Annotated in this window: 15 protein-coding genes and 1 tRNA gene; 10 read left to right on the top strand and 6 right to left on the bottom strand. The window is 63.2% G+C overall.

The window, feature by feature from the left end; translation table 11 throughout:
* Positions 1-39: 39 nt before the first annotated feature.
* The gene (locus tag C793_RS0107940; RefSeq protein ID WP_017430406.1) at positions 40-1287 is read right to left on the bottom strand and encodes a transglycosylase SLT domain-containing protein; all 1248 of its coding nucleotides are present in this window, start codon (positions 1285-1287) and stop codon (positions 40-42) included.
* A gap of 99 nt (positions 1288-1386) precedes the next feature.
* On the bottom strand, positions 1387-2154 hold the full coding sequence (gene gloB / locus C793_RS0107935; protein ID WP_017430405.1) for a hydroxyacylglutathione hydrolase: 768 nt from the start codon (positions 2152-2154) through the stop codon (positions 1387-1389).
* 63 nt (positions 2155-2217) lie between these two features.
* Here gloB and C793_RS13675 point away from each other — a divergent pair, with 63 nt between their 5' ends.
* The 4 genes from C793_RS13675 to nudC all read left to right on the top strand — a co-directional run bounded on the left by C793_RS13675 (position 2218) and on the right by nudC (position 5283).
* On the top strand, positions 2218-3024 hold the full coding sequence (locus tag C793_RS13675) for a class I SAM-dependent methyltransferase (RefSeq protein ID WP_017430404.1): 807 nt from the start codon (positions 2218-2220) through the stop codon (positions 3022-3024).
* Positions 3021-3479: a ribonuclease HI gene (gene rnhA / locus C793_RS0107925; RefSeq protein WP_017430403.1), complete on the top strand. Its 459-nt coding sequence runs from the start codon at positions 3021-3023 to the stop codon at positions 3477-3479. Before C793_RS13675 ends, rnhA begins: the two co-directional genes overlap by 4 nt.
* Before the next feature lie 303 nt (positions 3480-3782).
* Positions 3783-4514 carry a DNA polymerase III subunit epsilon gene (gene dnaQ, locus C793_RS0107920; RefSeq protein ID WP_017430402.1) on the top strand — a complete coding sequence of 244 codons (732 nt, stop codon included), beginning with the start codon at positions 3783-3785 and terminating at the stop codon, positions 4512-4514.
* Complete coding sequence (gene nudC / locus C793_RS0107915) at positions 4501-5283, top strand: NAD(+) diphosphatase (RefSeq protein WP_017430401.1); 783 nt, start codon at positions 4501-4503, stop codon at positions 5281-5283. Before dnaQ ends, nudC begins: the two co-directional genes overlap by 14 nt.
* Positions 5284-5333: 50 nt before the next feature.
* On the opposite strand, the gene C793_RS0107910 is transcribed toward nudC, so the two are convergent.
* Complete coding sequence (locus tag C793_RS0107910; RefSeq protein ID WP_017430400.1) at positions 5334-5645, bottom strand: SCP2 sterol-binding domain-containing protein; 312 nt, start codon at positions 5643-5645, stop codon at positions 5334-5336.
* 269 nt (positions 5646-5914) lie between these two features.
* Here C793_RS0107910 and sohB point away from each other — a divergent pair, with 269 nt between their 5' ends.
* Complete coding sequence (gene sohB, locus C793_RS0107905; RefSeq protein ID WP_017430399.1) at positions 5915-6994, top strand: protease SohB; 1080 nt, start codon at positions 5915-5917, stop codon at positions 6992-6994.
* A gap of 46 nt (positions 6995-7040) precedes the next feature.
* Here the strand turns inward: sohB and C793_RS0107900 are convergent, their stop codons facing one another.
* Positions 7041-7358, bottom strand: a complete 318-nt coding sequence (locus C793_RS0107900) for an ArsR/SmtB family transcription factor (protein ID WP_017430398.1) — start codon at positions 7356-7358, stop codon at positions 7041-7043.
* A gap of 416 nt (positions 7359-7774) precedes the next feature.
* On the opposite strand from C793_RS0107900, the gene C793_RS0107895 reads away from it, so the two are divergent.
* Together C793_RS0107895 and C793_RS0107890 are read left to right on the top strand one after the other, a co-directional pair.
* Positions 7775-8443: a 7-cyano-7-deazaguanine/7-aminomethyl-7-deazaguanine transporter gene (locus tag C793_RS0107895; RefSeq protein ID WP_017430397.1), complete on the top strand. Its 669-nt coding sequence runs from the start codon at positions 7775-7777 to the stop codon at positions 8441-8443.
* Between the two features lie 51 nt (positions 8444-8494).
* Complete coding sequence (locus tag C793_RS0107890) at positions 8495-9319, top strand: alpha/beta fold hydrolase (RefSeq protein WP_017430396.1); 825 nt, start codon at positions 8495-8497, stop codon at positions 9317-9319.
* Between the two features lie 24 nt (positions 9320-9343).
* On the opposite strand, the gene C793_RS0107885 is transcribed toward C793_RS0107890, so the two are convergent.
* Positions 9344-10816: an exonuclease domain-containing protein gene (locus C793_RS0107885; protein ID WP_017430395.1), complete on the bottom strand. Its 1473-nt coding sequence runs from the start codon at positions 10814-10816 to the stop codon at positions 9344-9346.
* Positions 10806-11951 (bottom strand): ABC transporter substrate-binding protein, encoded by a 1146-nt coding sequence (locus C793_RS0107880; RefSeq protein WP_017430394.1) that lies wholly within the window; start codon positions 11949-11951, stop codon positions 10806-10808. The genes C793_RS0107885 and C793_RS0107880 overlap by 11 nt, the downstream gene beginning before the upstream one ends.
* A gap of 137 nt (positions 11952-12088) precedes the next feature.
* Here C793_RS0107880 and C793_RS0107875 point away from each other — a divergent pair, with 137 nt between their 5' ends.
* The 3 genes from C793_RS0107875 to C793_RS0107865 all read left to right on the top strand — a co-directional run bounded on the left by C793_RS0107875 (position 12089) and on the right by C793_RS0107865 (position 14852).
* Positions 12089-13795: a potassium/proton antiporter gene (locus C793_RS0107875; protein ID WP_017430393.1), complete on the top strand. Its 1707-nt coding sequence runs from the start codon at positions 12089-12091 to the stop codon at positions 13793-13795.
* 55 nt (positions 13796-13850) lie between these two features.
* Positions 13851-13941, top strand: a tRNA-Ser gene (locus tag C793_RS0107870).
* Positions 13942-14171: 230 nt separating this feature from the next.
* On the top strand, positions 14172-14852 hold the full coding sequence (locus C793_RS0107865; RefSeq protein ID WP_017430392.1) for a Bax inhibitor-1/YccA family protein: 681 nt from the start codon (positions 14172-14174) through the stop codon (positions 14850-14852).
* The last annotated feature ends 87 nt before the right edge of the window (positions 14853-14939 follow it).

Here is a 14939-nt window from a genome sequence, read left to right as displayed (position 1 = left end):
GACGGCAAGTAAGGCGCCTCGGCCGTCCATCGGGCGCTGTTAGCCGCCGGAGAGGCTGAGTAGCTGGCCGGGACGCAGCGAGCCGGGGCTTTCAATGGCATTCCAGCGAATCAGGTCCCGGGTGCTGACATTATGGCGCGAGGCAATCCGGGTCAGGTTATCACCGCTTTTCACCCGGTGCGTTGCTTTTGGCGTTTCCGTTTTTGTTTCTCCATCGCTGCCCGACGCTGAATCACTGCCCGCAGAAGAGGCCTCGGCGTTTTCGGTCGACAACGAGGCCAGTGCCTGCCGGTGGGCGCCATGCGGTACCAGTAGCGTCGTACTGTCGGCGGGATCAACGGCGCCTCGCAAAACACCGGGGTTAAGCTTTGCCAGCCGGGGTTGGCTGACATCCAGCCGCCGGGCCAGGTTGTCCAGCGTCGTCGAGCGGTGCAGCTCCACTCTGGCCACGGCGGGAGTGACCTGAATGTCGGGGAGCTCGACTCCGTAGCGCTGTGGATGCGCGATGATTTCGGCAATGGCGTAGAGTTTGGGCAGGTACTGCATGGTTTCCCCGGGCAGGCTCAGCGACCAGTAGTCGTTGCCGCGCCCCTGGCGTTCGGCTCGGCGCCGGGCCTTGTTCACCGTGCCCGCGCCGGCATTGTAGGCCGCCAGCGAGAGCGGGATATCGCCCCCGTACCAGCGTTCCGCCTGGGATTCGATGTAACCCAGCGCCGCGCGGGTAGAAGCGTCAACGTCCAGACGGCCATCGTAGCGGCGGTTACGCGCCAGCCCCAGCGCATCGCCGGTGCGGGGCATGAACTGCCAGAGCCCGGCGGCGCCGCTGTAGTTACGCGCGCCCGGATCAAAGGAGCTTTCGATAAATGGCAGCAGCGCAACTTCACCCGGCAGGTCGCGTTCTTCGACCTGGCGGGTGATCCACGCCAGCCAGGGTTTGGCGTCGCGGGTAATATGGCGAATGTTGCGAGGGCTATCGCGGTAGCGGGCAATCCACTTGTCCACGCGTGCCCGCGCTTCGGGCGACAGCGACTCGATATCCCAGCCGAAGCTGTCGCGCAGGCGGGTCCAGGCATCCTGCGGCCGGGCGTCCAGCGCATCCCAGAATCGAGCGGGACCATCCGGCTCGGCGGCGGTGGATGCTGTCGTCGCTGCGTTGGCGGATGGCGCCCGAGCCGCATCGTCGGGCGCGGCCAGAACATTCTGGCCAAGAGCGGCCATGAGCAGGCCCGCCGTCAGCGCGATGCCGGGAGTCGGGAAAAAACGCCGGGGAAAAGTCGATTGGATCATCAGCAGGTCACGGACATGGGTCGGGAGCCGCTCTTCGCTGGCGCATCGGCGAGCCGGCCGGGGTGAAAGACGGGGCTTGAGACAGCTCAAGGGCCAGCATCAAAAACGGTTTTTCCATTCCCTGAGCGTGGTAAAGGTGGCCAGATCATCGCCGTTGGCGCCCTGAGCGCCGGCAGCGTTGCGCACGCTCTGAGTACGGACCCGGAAATAGGGGTTGATCAGCAATTCGCGCCCAATGGTGCTGGGCAGGGTCGGGCGTTCGGTTTCCCGCGCTTTCCGGCAATCCTCCAGAGCATGAAAGACATCCCGGTTGTCCGGGTCGGCTTCGCAGGCAAAGGTCAGGTTGGCCTGGGTATACTCGTGTGCCGCAAACACCATCGTGTCTTCGGGCAGCGCGGCAAAACGCTCAAGCGCGGTAAACAGTTGCTCGGGTGTGCCTTCAAAAAGCCTGCCGCAGCCGGCGCAGAACAGGGTGTCACCGCAAAACAGCAGCGACGGAATGCCCGGAGCAAAAAAGCTGATGTGGTCCAGCGTATGGCCGGGCGTGGCCATCACATCCAGCAGGCGGCCCATGACGCGGACTTCATCGCCTTCGCCGACGGTCTCGGTGATACCGCCGATGGCGGGATTGTCCGGCCCGATCACCCGGGGCGAGTAGCGGCTGATCAGCTCGTCAAGGCCGCCGGTATGGTCGGGATGATGGTGCGTGATCAGCACCGTTTCCAGGTGCAGCTCCTCGCGCTCGAGCACTTCGAGAACCGGCGCGGCGTCACCGGGATCCACTACGCAGACATTCTGGCTCGCGTCCTGACGCAAAAGCCAAATATAATTGTCGCTAAAGGCGGGGATCGGTGTCACGCTCAACATCGGCGGGATCCTCATGAGCACGGGGCATTCAAAACGCCAATACTCTGGAGGGGAGTGCTTTCCATGTCAACTTCGCAAGCCGGCGTCTCCTGGCGTGAGCGGCGGCAGCAAAGCCGTGGCTACTGGGAGTCCCGGCGGGGCAGAGCACTGGTGGCGGCACAAACCACCTGCCTGACGCAGGCGCTGGCCTCGCGTCGAGAGCACTACGGGCTGGAGCTCACCAGCGGTGCCACCTTGCTCGGCGGCAAAGCGCCGGATAGCGTAGCGTCGTCGCATCTGGCGCATCTCGTGCAATGGGCGCCCGCGAGAGACTGCGCCGAGCAGGACGCCACTCTGATATGCCCGGCCGGCGCGCTGGCGCTACCCGATGCCTGTATGGGCGTAACGCTGCTGCATCATCTGTTGGAAGAAGCGCCCGAGCCCCACCGAACTCTGGCCGAGGCCGCCCGCGTCACTACCGATGACGGCGTGCTGGTTATCTTCGGCTTTCATCCGTTGGGGCCAACACGGCTGGAGCATTGCCTGGGGCAGGCGCGCTATCGCTACCCCGGCAACGGTGCCTGGCAATCGCCGGCCCGGCTGCGCGACTGGCTGACGTTTGTCGACTTTGAAGTCGAGAGCGTAAACTATTGCGGTTTTCGCGCTCCCGGCACAACAGCCTGTCGTCGGCGTGGAGAAGCGCTGGGACAGCGTCTCAATCTGCCCTGGGGCACCAGCTACATGATGCTGGCCCGACGCCGGTGCCGGCATGCGCCCGTTCAGCGGCTCAGGTTCGGCTGGCGCTTGCCGGTTGCCTCACGCCCGCTGGGGGCCACCCGCCTTCAGCCTGTCCCTGATGATCGTGATACCCGTAAAAGGAAGCCGGATTGAATACCCAAGCAGATGCGCCTTTGCCGCGCGTGACGATTTATACCGATGGCGCCTGCCGGGGCAATCCCGGAACGGGCGGTTGGGGTGTGGTGCTGCAAAGCGGCGAGCATGAAAAAACGCTGTACGGTTTTGAGTCGCATACCACCAACAACCGCATGGAGTTGATGGCCGCGATCAGCGCGCTGCGTGCGCTGACCACCCCTTGCGAGGTCGCGCTCTGGACCGATTCGCAGTACGTCCGCCAGGGCATTACCCGCTGGATTCACGGCTGGCTCAAGCGAAACTGGCAAACGGCGGCCAAAAAGCCGGTGAAAAACGTCGAGCTCTGGCAGGCGCTACATGCCGAAACCCGGCGTCACCGGGTTGAATGGCACTGGGTCAAGGGGCATAGCGGCCATCCCGGTAACGAACGTGCCGACGCCCTGGCCAACCAGGCGATTGACGAGAACCGCTAGGGCCTGTTGACGTTTCCTCACAGCCGCGACAGAGGTCCTCCGGGGGCAGAACAAGGCGTGAGGAGCGTCGTTGGGTCGTTCCCAATGAGCGACGAACAACGCCGTGCTGTGCCCGGAGGACCCTGTCCCTTCGGGTTGCGCGCCAATGAACGTCATGCCGCGTTGCGAAACCGGGCAAGGGCACCACCATGACCGGCGTTTCGCGCCTTGCCTGACATCCTTTGGCGCAGCAACGCGGTTTGCGAGGAAACGTCAACAGGCCCTAGCACAAGCACCGCACAGCCACATTGAACAGGAGACTTCATGCGTCAGGTCGTTCTCGATACGGAGACCACCGGCATTGACCCCAAACAGGGGCACAAGCTGGTGGAAATCGGCGCGGTCGAGCTGGTCAACCGGCGCCTGACCGGCCGTACCTACCACCAGTACATCAATCCCGAGTGCCATATCGACGCTGAAGTGGTGGCGGTGCACGGCATTGACGACGACAAGGTCGCCAACGAGCCGATTTTTGCGCGCGTGGCCGATGACTTCTGGGCGTTTATCGACGGCGCCGAGCTGGTGATCCACAACGCGCCTTTTGACGTGGGCTTTATCGACCACGAAACGGCGCTGCTGAACCAGCAGCGGCCGGCGGTGGCCGATCGCTGCGGCATTCTCGATACCCTGACCATGGCCCGCCGGATGCACCCCGGCCAGCGCAACAGCCTGGATGCGCTGTGCAAGCGCTACGATATCGCCAACGCCCACCGCGTGCTCCACGGCGCCCTGCTCGACGCCGAAATCCTGGCCGATGTCTATCTGGCGATGACCGGCGGGCAGACCGCGCTGACGCTGGACGCCGACGGCCAGGACGCTACCGCCGATGCCGGCGACGCTGCCTCGGGGCTCGCCATTCGCCGGCTGTCGCTATCGCCGGGGCAGCTGCGGGTCGTAACGCCCAGCGCCGATGAAGAAGCCGCCCACCGGCAGAAATGCACGGCGCATCAGCTGCGCTGGGAGCAGACAGGCGGGGGGCACGATGCTCAGGCGTGAAATTCCTGCCGGCGCCGATGGCGGTCGCGTGGTGGTCATGTCCCGCGGCCGAATTGCCCCCGCGCCGGGAGAGGACCATGCGTCCATTATCCCGTTGCAGCCGTGGCAGCACTGGGACAACACCATGCAGCCGCTGTGCTACTGGGATGACGAGCCGGTAGCGCTGGCGCTGACCGACGCCCCCGGCGATAGCTGGGTTGACGGGCGCCAGTGGATGGCCGAGCTGTCCGGGCGCTGGTTCAGCCTGCTGTCAACGGCGCTGCAGGTCGGCACCTGGTGGCAGAATCATCGCTTTTGCGGCCGCTGCGGCGCCCGGGCGACCCAGCTATCGGCGGAGTTTGCCATGCACTGTCATGCCTGCGGTCACCGCAACTATCCGCGTATCTCGCCGTGCATCATCACCCTGGTGACGTCCGGCGAAGCCATGCTGCTGGGGCGCAGTCCGCGCTTTCGGCCGGGGCAGTATTCCACCCTGGCGGGATTTATCGAACCGGGCGAGTCGGCCGAGGAGGCCGTACACCGCGAGGTTTACGAAGAGGTGGGGATACACGTTGACAACCTGCGCTACTACCAGAGCCAGGCGTGGCCGTTCCCGCATTCGCTGATGCTGGGCTATTTTGCCGAAGCGACCACCCGGCGCATTCGTATCGACGAGCGCGAAATCAGCGACGCCGCCTGGTTTTCCCCGCGCCAGCTCCCCGGGTTGCCCAAACCCTATTCCATCGCCCGCGAGCTGATCGAGGTCCATCTTTCCAAGTGGTCGGACTGAGCCAAAGGGTCCGATAGAGGCAAGCCGGGGCGGGGCGCCTCGGTATCGGGTTACGCGTCGGGAAAAAGCGTACCCAGCCGGGTCGCCAGCATGACGTTGCCGGTGGCCTTGATCCTGCCGCTCATGAAGGCGCTCATGCCGTTGATCTCGCCGCGCATCAGGCCCTTCAGTGTATCGCTGGAAAGGCTGAGGCTGACCGAGGGGTCGTCGTGCTCGCCGGGGGCCATGTCCAGCGTGCCGTCGTCGACGCTCAGGTAGTAATCGCCGAGATCAGAAAAGTGGAACTGAAATACTTCGTGCATGTTGCGGGCGGCATTCGGATCAAATCGCGCCTGGAGCTTTTCCAGCGTCGTGGAGGACATGGCAAACCTTTCTGATGTGGCCGGGAATGTGAAACGTCTCAAGGACCGGGGAGCGGGCGTTTTGAGACATCAGGACATTAAAACAGAACATTAAAACAGGGCATGAAGAACAGGACGTTGCCCGGTACCGGGATAAACCCAACTCCGTTACCAGGGTAAGGGGTCGCCAGCTTAACAGTAATCGCCGCCTGGTGAAGCCGAATTTTTGCTCAACGCAGGCCCACGAACGCGTCGGGCAGGTTGTTAACGTCAATACGAGGAGAGCACCAGTGGGTGATTGGATCGTCCATATCGTCACATTTTTTATTCAGGCCTTGGTGGTCATCGGGCTCGCCGGGCTGGTGGTGCTGTTGCTGCGGCGCCCCCGAGGCAGTCGTAACGAAGGCCTGACGCTGCACATCGAAACGCTGAATGATCAGCGGCGCCAGCGCCACCGCCAGCTTGACGCCGCCGGCCGGGTCGACGGGCAGGGCAAGAAGCGCTGGCGCGCGCTCTGCCCCTGGCGGCGCCGGCAGCAGAGCAAGGCTGACAAAAGCCGCTCCTCCGAGACATCCCCGGCGCAGGATGGCGACTCGCAGGCGGCGGATACCCCGCGCGTTTGGGTGCTGGACTTTGACGGCGACATCAAGGCGTCGGCTACCGGCCACTTTGCCGAGGAAGTGTCCGCCGTGATCGCGGTGGCCGAGACCCACGACGAAGTCGTCGTGCGGCTGGAGTCCGGCGGTGGCCTGGTGCACGCCTACGGCCTGGCGGCGGCCGAGCTGGAGCGTCTGGCGGCGGCCGGCCTGACCACCACCGTCTGCATCGACAAGGTGGCGGCCAGCGGTGGCTATTTAATGGCCTGTACTGCCAGCCACGTCAAGGCGGCGCCGTTTGCCGTGCTGGGCTCCATTGGCGTCGTGGCGCAGGTGCCCAACGTGCACCGCCTTCTCAAGCGCCACGATATCGACGTGGAAATGCTCACCGCGGGCAAATACAAGCGCACGCTGACCGTGCTGGGCGAGAATACCGACGAGGGCCGCGAGAAGTTTGTCGACGATCTGGAGAATACCCATCGCCTGTTCAAGGATTATGTGCACCGCCATCGTCCGGCCGTTGATATCGAGGCTCTGGCCACCGGCGAAATCTGGTATGGCAGCGAAGCGCTCGACCAGCGCCTGATCGACAGCGTTCAGACCAGCGAGGCCTATCTGGTCGAACGTATGGAGCAGGCGAAGGTGCTGTCTGTCTGGCTGGAGGCGCCGCAAACGCTGGGCGGTCGCCTGGGGATTGCCCTGTCGAGCGGTCTGGAACGCGCCGGCACCCGGGCTCTGGGTGCGCTGGAAGCCACGCGCTGGCAACGGCATTGAGTCGTCGCCGGCGTTGGCGATACGCGAAGTCGCTGGCCGCCGGCGGCTAGGCGACGCTGCCGGAAAGGGCCTGAATAATCGCCTTGACGGTTTGGCTGGTCAACGAATAGTAGATCGTCTGGGACTCGCGCCGGGTACTGACCAGCGCCTGCTGCCGCAGGATGGCCAGATGCTGGGAAAGAGCCGACTGGCTCAGCTCAAGCTGCTGGTTGAGTTGGGTCACCGACAGCTCGCCCTCGGTCAACAGGCAGAGGATACGCAGCCGCTTGGCGTTGGCCATGGCTTTGAGTATCCGGGCGCTGGTGTCGATGGGGCCGCTGTCCTCTTCCAGCAGCTGCAGCGCGGCATGATGGGCGCTAGACATGCTTGACTCCTGTTGTGACTGATACGAACGATGTTGTTGTGGTTTCGTATAACGGATTGGGCGCGGCGTTATTCAGGCCCGACGGTGTCGAGCCGGGCCGTTGTCGGGGCCCTTGTGACCTGCACGCGCTGGCGCCACAATCTGCAATTTTTGTTGATGATTTAATTTTCCGTAAATTAGCGTGGTTTGTCTAAAGTGGATTCCATATTGCATCAATGATTTTTCAACGGTAGCGGTGTTCAGGCATTCCCGCACGCGAAGGATCTTCCTGCTGCGCACCGGGTTCTGTCTTCTTTTCCTGCTCGGCGTTGCGTATAATACTTTTGTCTGCTAACTGACGGCCTGCTAAAGACAGGCTGCAGACAGGAGGGTTCCCTCACCCCTCTGCTTTTCTCATGTAAAAAGGATGCCCACCGATGTTTGTGCTGACCGACACCCAGTACCGCCGCTGCCTGATCCTCATGGTGATGCTGCATATCGTTATCATCGCCGCGAGCAATTATCTGGTGCAGCTGCCCTTTATGCTGCTGGGCCTGCATACGACCTGGGGGGCCTTCAGCTTTCCCTTTATTTTCCTGGCCACCGACCTGACCGTGCGGTTGTTCGGCAAGGCGCCCGCCCGGGCCATTGTCATGCGCGTCATGCTGCCGGCGCTGGTGGTCTCCTACCTGGTATCGGTGGTCTTCCCCCGGGGCGCCTTCGCCGGCCTGTCTGCCCTGGGAGAATGGAATCTTTTTGTCGCCCGCATTGCCCTGGCCAGCTTTGCGGCGTATGTCGTGGGTCAGCTGCTGGATGTAAGCGTGTTCAACCGTCTGCGCCGGCTGGTGTGGTGGGTAGCGCCGCTGTGTTCCACGGTTGTGGGCAATTTCGCCGATACCATGACGTTTTTCTTCACCGCGTTCTACCAGGGGCCGGATGCGTTCATGGCCGCCAACTGGGTGGAAATCGCGCTGGTTGATTACGCCAGCAAACTGGCCATCAGCACACTGCTGTTTCTCCCGCTTTATGGCCTGCTGCTGTCCTGGCTGTCGCGCCGCATGGTGGCCTGGACAGGTGCCGTTGATGCCGCTCCCCGAGCGGCCTGAATTTGCCGGTTTCCGCTTCGATCGCATTTGTAACCCTGCCAAGGAGTCGTTATGCCGTCCGCCCATGCGCCGTCACCGGTGGCGCTTTACTGTATTGACAGCGCTGACCGCGAAGATAGCGCACCCCCGGAAGAAGAGTTGCCGCTGGTTATCATCCACGGCCTGCTGGGTAGCGGGGATAACTGGCGCTCGCATATTCGCGCCTGGCACAGCCAGCGTCGCGTCGTCGCGGTGGATTTGCGCAATCATGGGCGTTCGCCCCATGCCGAGGGCATGAGCTATACGGCCATGAGTCGGGACGTGCTGGCACTGCTCGACCGCCTGGGTATCCAGCGCGCTCACCTGCTGGGGCATTCCATGGGCGGCAAGATTGCCATGACCCTGGCGCGCCGGGAGCCGCAGCGGGTGGCCTCGCTGGTGGTCGCGGATATCGCGCCGGTGGCCTACGGTCATGGCCACGACGCCATTTTTGCTGCGATGCGCGAGATTCAGCTGGGGCATCCGACCAACCGCCGGGAGGCCGATGCGCTGCTCGCCCGGCATATCGAGTCGCGCGCGGTACGGCTGTTTCTGGCCACCAACCTGCAGCGTGGCGATGGCGAACTGACGCTGCGCGTGGGGCTTGAGCAGATTATTACCGGCTATCCCGAGGTGATGACTCCGCCGGGCGGCGACGTGCCCTTTGACGGCCCGGCGATGGTGCTGCGCGGGGCGGATTCCGACTACATCGAGGATGCCATGCTGCCGGCGCTGTACGAGGTGCTGCCCAGAGCCCGGGTCGTCACGCTCAAACAGGCGGGCCACTGGCTGCACGCCGATCAGCCCGAGGCGTTTCGCCAGGCCGTGGAGACCTTTCTGGCGGCGCATCCGGCTTAGACCAGGCGTCAAGCCGTCAAGCCGTCATGGGGCAGTCCAGTCGGCCGGCGGGGCATCCAGCTCAACCACCGTCAGGCCGTGACGTTCGGGGTCGCGTAAAAAGCGGCTGAGAATACGGTAGCTGTCCATGTCGAAGGCCGGCGCTTCAGCGTCCAGCTCTGCTGCTTCCTCGTGGCTTTCGGCACTGCCCAGGTAGCACCAGTGGCGTACCGCATGCCAGGCGCTGTGCCGGCTTTTGGCATGGCGCTCCTTGATGGCAATACGCCCGGACCAGGGCCAGGTATCCAGCTGTAGCGGCAGCAGGGCGTCGCGGGCACGGCGCGCGTGGGCCTCGGCAGATTCCTTCCCGCAGCAGGCGCCCAGGCACTTGCCCAGCTGGCTGGCAAAGCAGCGCCCGCGTCCCGACTCCAGTCCCATTAGCCGGGGGCATAGCCGGTGGCGGTCGACGATGTCGGCCAGCGCCGCGCGGGCATCGCGCGGTGAGCGAAAAAGCCCGTAAAGTGGCGCCGTTGCCAGGGTGTCGGCAAGGTTATCCAGCCGGTCGGGCTGTACCAGTTCGGGGCGCGCTGCGCCGGGTGGCCACTGCCAGGCCGTCAGCCGACGCTGCTTGCGCAGCTGACGGTTGAGGATCGGCATGAGTGTCTTGACCAGCTGGGCTTCGCGCAGCTGGGCGCCTAGATCGCCGGCGGTTTCTTCCCACTCCAGGTGCTGTACCTGCCGCGCCAGGCGCATTTCCCGGTCGTTTTGATGGTCGCTTTGAAAATGCCCAAGAACACGCTGGCGCAGGTTGACGCTTTTGCCCACGTAGAGCGGCAGGCGGTTGTGGCCGTAAAACAGGTACACGCCTGGCGTTGCGGGGAGGTTGTCCAGGGCATCGTCATCCAGCTGGGCGGGCCGGCTTTGCCGCTGTCGCTCCGCTTCCAGAAGCGCCTGCCAGTCGGCGGCGGCGTGATCGGCGCGCCATTGTTGCCAGAGTGCCCACAGCGCTGCGGCATCGTCGGCGGCTCGGTGCGCTGTCCCGGGCCTGATGGCGTGGCGCTGTAGCACCGCCGGCAGGTTGTGTTCGCGGGCGTGAGGCGCCAGCCGTCGGGAGAGCCGGAGCGTGCAGATCAGGCGGGTCGCGTTGAAGCGCAGCCCGGCGCGCTTGAAGGCATTGCGCAAAAAAGCGTAATCGAAGCGGACGTTGTGTGCGACCAGGGTGCAGCCTTCCAGCCAGCTCGCCAGGGGGGATGCCACCTCATCCAGGCAGGCGGCGCCTTCGAGCATGGCGTTGTCGATGCCGGTGAGGCGGGTTACCGCATCGGGAATGCGCATGCCGGGGTCAAACGGCTGTTCCCAGCGGTCGATGATGCGCTCGTTCTGCACTTTCAGCGCGGCCAGTTCGATGATCCGGTCGCGCGTGGTGCGAGTGCCGGTGGTTTCCACGTCAAGAAAAACCAGCGGCGGCTCTGCGGCATTCTGCGGCGAGGCATTTTTCGGTGCGGCGTCAGAGGGCATGAGGATCGACCGCCAGGGCGCGTGTAGGCAGGCGCGTTTCGCTGATGCCGCGTTCTTTCAGGAACGCTTCCAGCCGCTGATAGCGGCGGTTATCGACGGCGGCCGGGCGTAGTGCCATGTGCCGCACGATGTCCGGCCAGGCGGCCTTGTTGGCGCTGTTGTCGAGTACCGGATAGGCCTCGATCAGCGTCTGCCAGGCGCGTTCCGGGTCGTCGGCAATCCAGCCGGCGGCCTGTTCCAGCGCTATATCCAGATGCTGCCAGGTGGTTTTGCGGCGCTCCAGAGTATCTTCCTTGACCATCAGGACCAGGCCATCGTGGCGCGGGATGCCCAGTTCCTCGTAGGGAACAACGCGGGCGTCCATGCCGTCGGTCGAAAGCTGTGCGGGCAGGGTATGGTAGAAGCCGTCGGCCACTACGCTGATATCGCCGTCCTGCAGCTTGCGTTCGCCTTCGTAGTGCACGTTGCGGGCGGGCTCATGGTCGTCGGCCTGGCGTACGGAATCGGGCACCAGCAGCGGTACGATCAGATCGGCCCCCTCGCGGGTGGTATAGCCCTGGGTAAGCGTGGCCAGCGACGCAAGATCCTCCGGCGGCGGATCACCGGTGACGATGGCCGCATTGAGCCCCTTTTCCGTCAGCGTGGCAATGCGCACCAGCTCGGCATCGTCGTGATTGCGCAGGTGCAGCAGCGGCTGGCGCGCCAGCGCCGCATCCACTTCGCCGGCAGCGAGCAGCTTGGCGGGTAGCGAGGGGTCGGCGGGTGGCTTGAGCGTGACATTCAGCCCCTGCTTGCGGTAGAGCCCCCGCGCCTCGGCAATCAGCAGGGGCGCGTGCTGGGGGCTCGGAAACCAGTCGAGCATGATGGTCAGCTGATCCAGCGGCGGCGGCGTCAGGCGAGCCGGCGGATTGACGGCAATGCTGGGCGCCTCGATGACCGCGGGGCCGGCCGCCCCGAGATCGTCGGGAAACAGACCCTCGGGAAGACGCACTTCGCTGTCCAGCGTCAGCGGCTCGTCGGCGGAAGCGGTTTCGTTGGCGCTCGCCGGGGCATCAGTTTCAGCAGCCGCTGCCGGACCGATCAGCCAAAGCCACGGCAGAATACACAACGCCAGGGCGGCGGGATATCGCAACATGATGAAAGCTCTCGATGTCATAAGGCGGAGTGTAGGTGTAGGGCGGCCGGTATTAAACGTCAAGTACGCAATAAGTCACAATAAAACGTTGGCATGGATGGCATAATAGTCGGCGTTACGGGTCAAGACAGGAAAACATGGACGCACTGTATACTTTCTTTTTGTTGGGCGGCGGCCTGATGACGTTGAGCATTCTGGCCAGCCGGCTGTCATCGCTGTTTGGTTTGCCGCTTTTGTTGATTTTTCTCGGGCTGGGCATGCTGGCCGGAGAAGAAGGCCTGCTGGGCATCAGGTTTGACGACTACTCCATGGCCTTTGTTATCGGGCACGTTGCCCTGGCCATGATCCTGCTCGACGGCGGCCTGCGAACCCGGCTGAAAACGTTTCGCGTGGGCTTCAAGCCGGCATTGCTGCTGGCGACCCTGGGCGTGCCGGTGACCGGTGCGATTGTGGGTGCCATCGCCATGCTGGTTTTCAACCTGACGTTGATTCAGGGCCTGCTGGTCGGGGCGATTGTGGGGTCCACCGACGCGGCGGCGGTGTTTTCCATGCTCAAGGGGCAAGGAGTCAACCTTAACGAGCGGGTCGGGGCCACGCTCGAGATCGAGTCCGGGACCAACGACCCCATGGCAATTTTCCTCACGCTCATGCTGGTCGAGATGCTGGCCGGGGATATCGGCGGCATCAGCGAGACGCTGCTGTTTTTTGTTTCCCAGTTCGGCATCGGGCTGGCCGTGGGGGTTGGCGGCGGCTGGCTCAGCGCCAAGCTGCTGCGCTGGCTGGATCTGGCTCCCGGGCTGTATTCGATGCTGGCGCTGGCGCTGGGCTTCAGCGTTTTCGGTCTGACCAGCGTGCTGGGCGGCAGCGGTTTTCTCGCCATCTACCTGGCGGGGCTGATGATCGGTAATCAACCCGGCCGGCATTTGAGCTCGATTCTACCGGTGCACGATGGCCTGGCGTGGCTCAGTCAAATCGGTCTGTTTCTGGTGCTGGGGCTGCTGGTCACTCCCAGCCAGCTGTGGAACGTGGCACTGCCGGCGTCGGGGGTGGCGCTGGCGCTGATTTTTGTTGCCCGGCCCATTGCGGTCTTTGCCATCATCAAGCCGTTTTTCAAGTTTCGCACCCGCGAAGTGCTGTTCATCGCCTGGGTCGGGTTGCGGGGCGCGGTGCCTATTGTGCTGGCCATTTTCCCGCTGATCGGCGGCGTGGAAAACGCTTCGCTGTATTTCAACGTCGCCTTCGCTGTAGTGCTGATGTCGTTGCTGATACAAGGGGGCTCGTTGGCCTGGGTGGCGCGCCGTCTGAAAGTTGAAGTACCCGACGGCACCACGCCCAACCGGCGCGGGGCGCTGGGTATCCTGCCGGAAAACGACTTCGAGATGTTTATTTACGACGTCGAAAACCAGGATCTGGAGGGCGTTCCCATCCGCCTGCTGCGCTTCCCCTCCGGATCGCTGATTTCAGCGCTGTTCCGCAAACGGGCCATGCTTCACCCCAAGGGCAACACGCGGTTGAAACTGGGCGATGTGCTCTGTGTGATCGGCCGCGCCGAGGACGTCGTCGCGCTCAATCGGCTGTTCAACGGCAACGCCAGGCTCAAGCAGGAACGGGCGTTTTTCGGCGCCTTTACCCTTGAAGGCAGCGCGCTGATGCAGGATATCGCCGAAGCCTACGGCCTGACACTGAGCTCGAGCACCCCGGGCATGACGCTAAGCCGTTTCATGGCGCTGCGCCTCGGCGGGAATCCGGTCGTGGGTGACGATGTGGACTGGCATGGCATCCAATGGGTCGTGAGCGAAATGGACGGCAATCGCATCACCCGCGTCGGCCTTCGACTGTACTAAACGCTACCAAAGGCATTGACTTCACGGCGGAAACCGGTATTATACGCAACCAGCCGGAGGGATGGCAGAGTGGTTGATTGCACCGGTCTTGAAAACCGGCGTAGGTTTGTAGCCTACCCAGGGTTCGAATCCCTGTCCCTCCGCCAGAACGCTACGAAAGAGCCCGCCTTGAGCGGGCTTTTTTGTGTGCACGCCACGATAAACCACGGGGCTAATGACATCTGTGATGTAGCCGGTCGGATGAGAAACGTCGACAGGTTTCAGGGGATTAAAACCGGAATGGCATCCATGCCCCGGCGTTTTGGGCTTGCGTATGGAACCTGCTGGCGGCATGCTTGTCAGTTGTTGAGCAAAATGACCAATGGAGCATGTCTACATGGCTTACAACGAATCACGCCTTTCCAGTACCCGGGCTAATCAGGGCGTTGGCGATCTGGAGGCCAACAAGGTATTGCGCAATACCTACGCGCTGTTGGCCATGACGCTGCTGTTTTCTGCGGTTACCGCCGGTGCTGCGGTGGCCATGGGTATTGAGCAAATCAATATTCTGATCTTTTTCGTCGGGGCCTACGGCCTGATGTTTCTGGTGCACAAGACGGCCAACTCGGCTGCCGGGCTGCTGGCGACGTTTGCCTTCACAGGCTTCATGGGCTTTACCCTGGGCCCGATTCTGTCCGCCTATCTGACGCTGCCCAACGGCGCCGAGTTGATCATGACCGCGCTGGCGATGACCGGGCTGACGTTTTTCGGTCTGTCCGCCGTGGCTCTGGTCACCAAAAAGGATTTCGGCTTTTTGAGCAACTTCCTTATGGCCGGCGCCATTGTGCTGATTCTGGCCATGGTCGCAGGGTTGATCTTCCAGATTCAGGCGCTGTCGCTGATGGTCTCTGCCGGCTTTGTGCTGTTTTCCTCGGCGGCCATTTTGTACCAGACCAGTGAAATGGTGCATCGAGCGGGAGAGACCAACTACATCCTCGCCACGATCACGCTGTACGTATCAATTTATAACCTTTTTGTCAGCCTGCTTTCCCTGCTGGGCATCATGAGCAGCGACTGAGTACGGCATGGCCATCCGCTGGCCGAGTGAGAGCTTCGCACAGACCCTGCCATCCTGCGCAGGGTCTGTTCTGTTTTTGATCAGGCT

This window comes from Vreelandella jeotgali Hwa, assembly GCF_000334215.1.
Lineage (GTDB): Bacteria > Pseudomonadota > Gammaproteobacteria > Pseudomonadales > Halomonadaceae > Vreelandella > Vreelandella jeotgali.
The sequence above is the reverse complement of the archived record's forward strand: the minus strand, read 5'-3'. Positions and strand labels throughout refer to the sequence as shown.

What these genes read in the sequence shown, in the direction of transcription:
- C793_RS0107880 (WP_017430394.1), bottom strand. Translation starts at nt 11,951, where the DNA reads ATGTTGCGATATCCCGCCGCCCTGGCGTTGTGTATTCTGCCGTGGCTT.
- nudC (WP_017430401.1), top strand. Translation starts at nt 4,501, where the DNA reads ATGCTCAGGCGTGAAATTCCTGCCGGCGCCGATGGCGGTCGCGTGGTG.
- C793_RS0107895 (WP_017430397.1), top strand. Translation starts at nt 7,775, where the DNA reads ATGTTTGTGCTGACCGACACCCAGTACCGCCGCTGCCTGATCCTCATG.
- C793_RS0107885 (WP_017430395.1), bottom strand. Translation starts at nt 10,816, where the DNA reads ATGCCCTCTGACGCCGCACCGAAAAATGCCTCGCCGCAGAATGCCGCA.
- C793_RS0107910 (WP_017430400.1), bottom strand. Translation starts at nt 5,645, where the DNA reads ATGTCCTCCACGACGCTGGAAAAGCTCCAGGCGCGATTTGATCCGAAT.
- C793_RS0107940 (WP_017430406.1), bottom strand. Translation starts at nt 1,287, where the DNA reads ATGATCCAATCGACTTTTCCCCGGCGTTTTTTCCCGACTCCCGGCATC.
- dnaQ (WP_017430402.1), top strand. Translation starts at nt 3,783, where the DNA reads ATGCGTCAGGTCGTTCTCGATACGGAGACCACCGGCATTGACCCCAAA.
- C793_RS0107865 (WP_017430392.1), top strand. Translation starts at nt 14,172, where the DNA reads ATGGCTTACAACGAATCACGCCTTTCCAGTACCCGGGCTAATCAGGGC.
- C793_RS0107875 (WP_017430393.1), top strand. Translation starts at nt 12,089, where the DNA reads ATGGACGCACTGTATACTTTCTTTTTGTTGGGCGGCGGCCTGATGACG.
- gloB (WP_017430405.1), bottom strand. Translation starts at nt 2,154, where the DNA reads ATGTTGAGCGTGACACCGATCCCCGCCTTTAGCGACAATTATATTTGG.
- C793_RS0107890 (WP_017430396.1), top strand. Translation starts at nt 8,495, where the DNA reads ATGCCGTCCGCCCATGCGCCGTCACCGGTGGCGCTTTACTGTATTGAC.
- C793_RS0107900 (WP_017430398.1), bottom strand. Translation starts at nt 7,358, where the DNA reads ATGTCTAGCGCCCATCATGCCGCGCTGCAGCTGCTGGAAGAGGACAGC.
- C793_RS13675 (WP_017430404.1), top strand. Translation starts at nt 2,218, where the DNA reads ATGTCAACTTCGCAAGCCGGCGTCTCCTGGCGTGAGCGGCGGCAGCAA.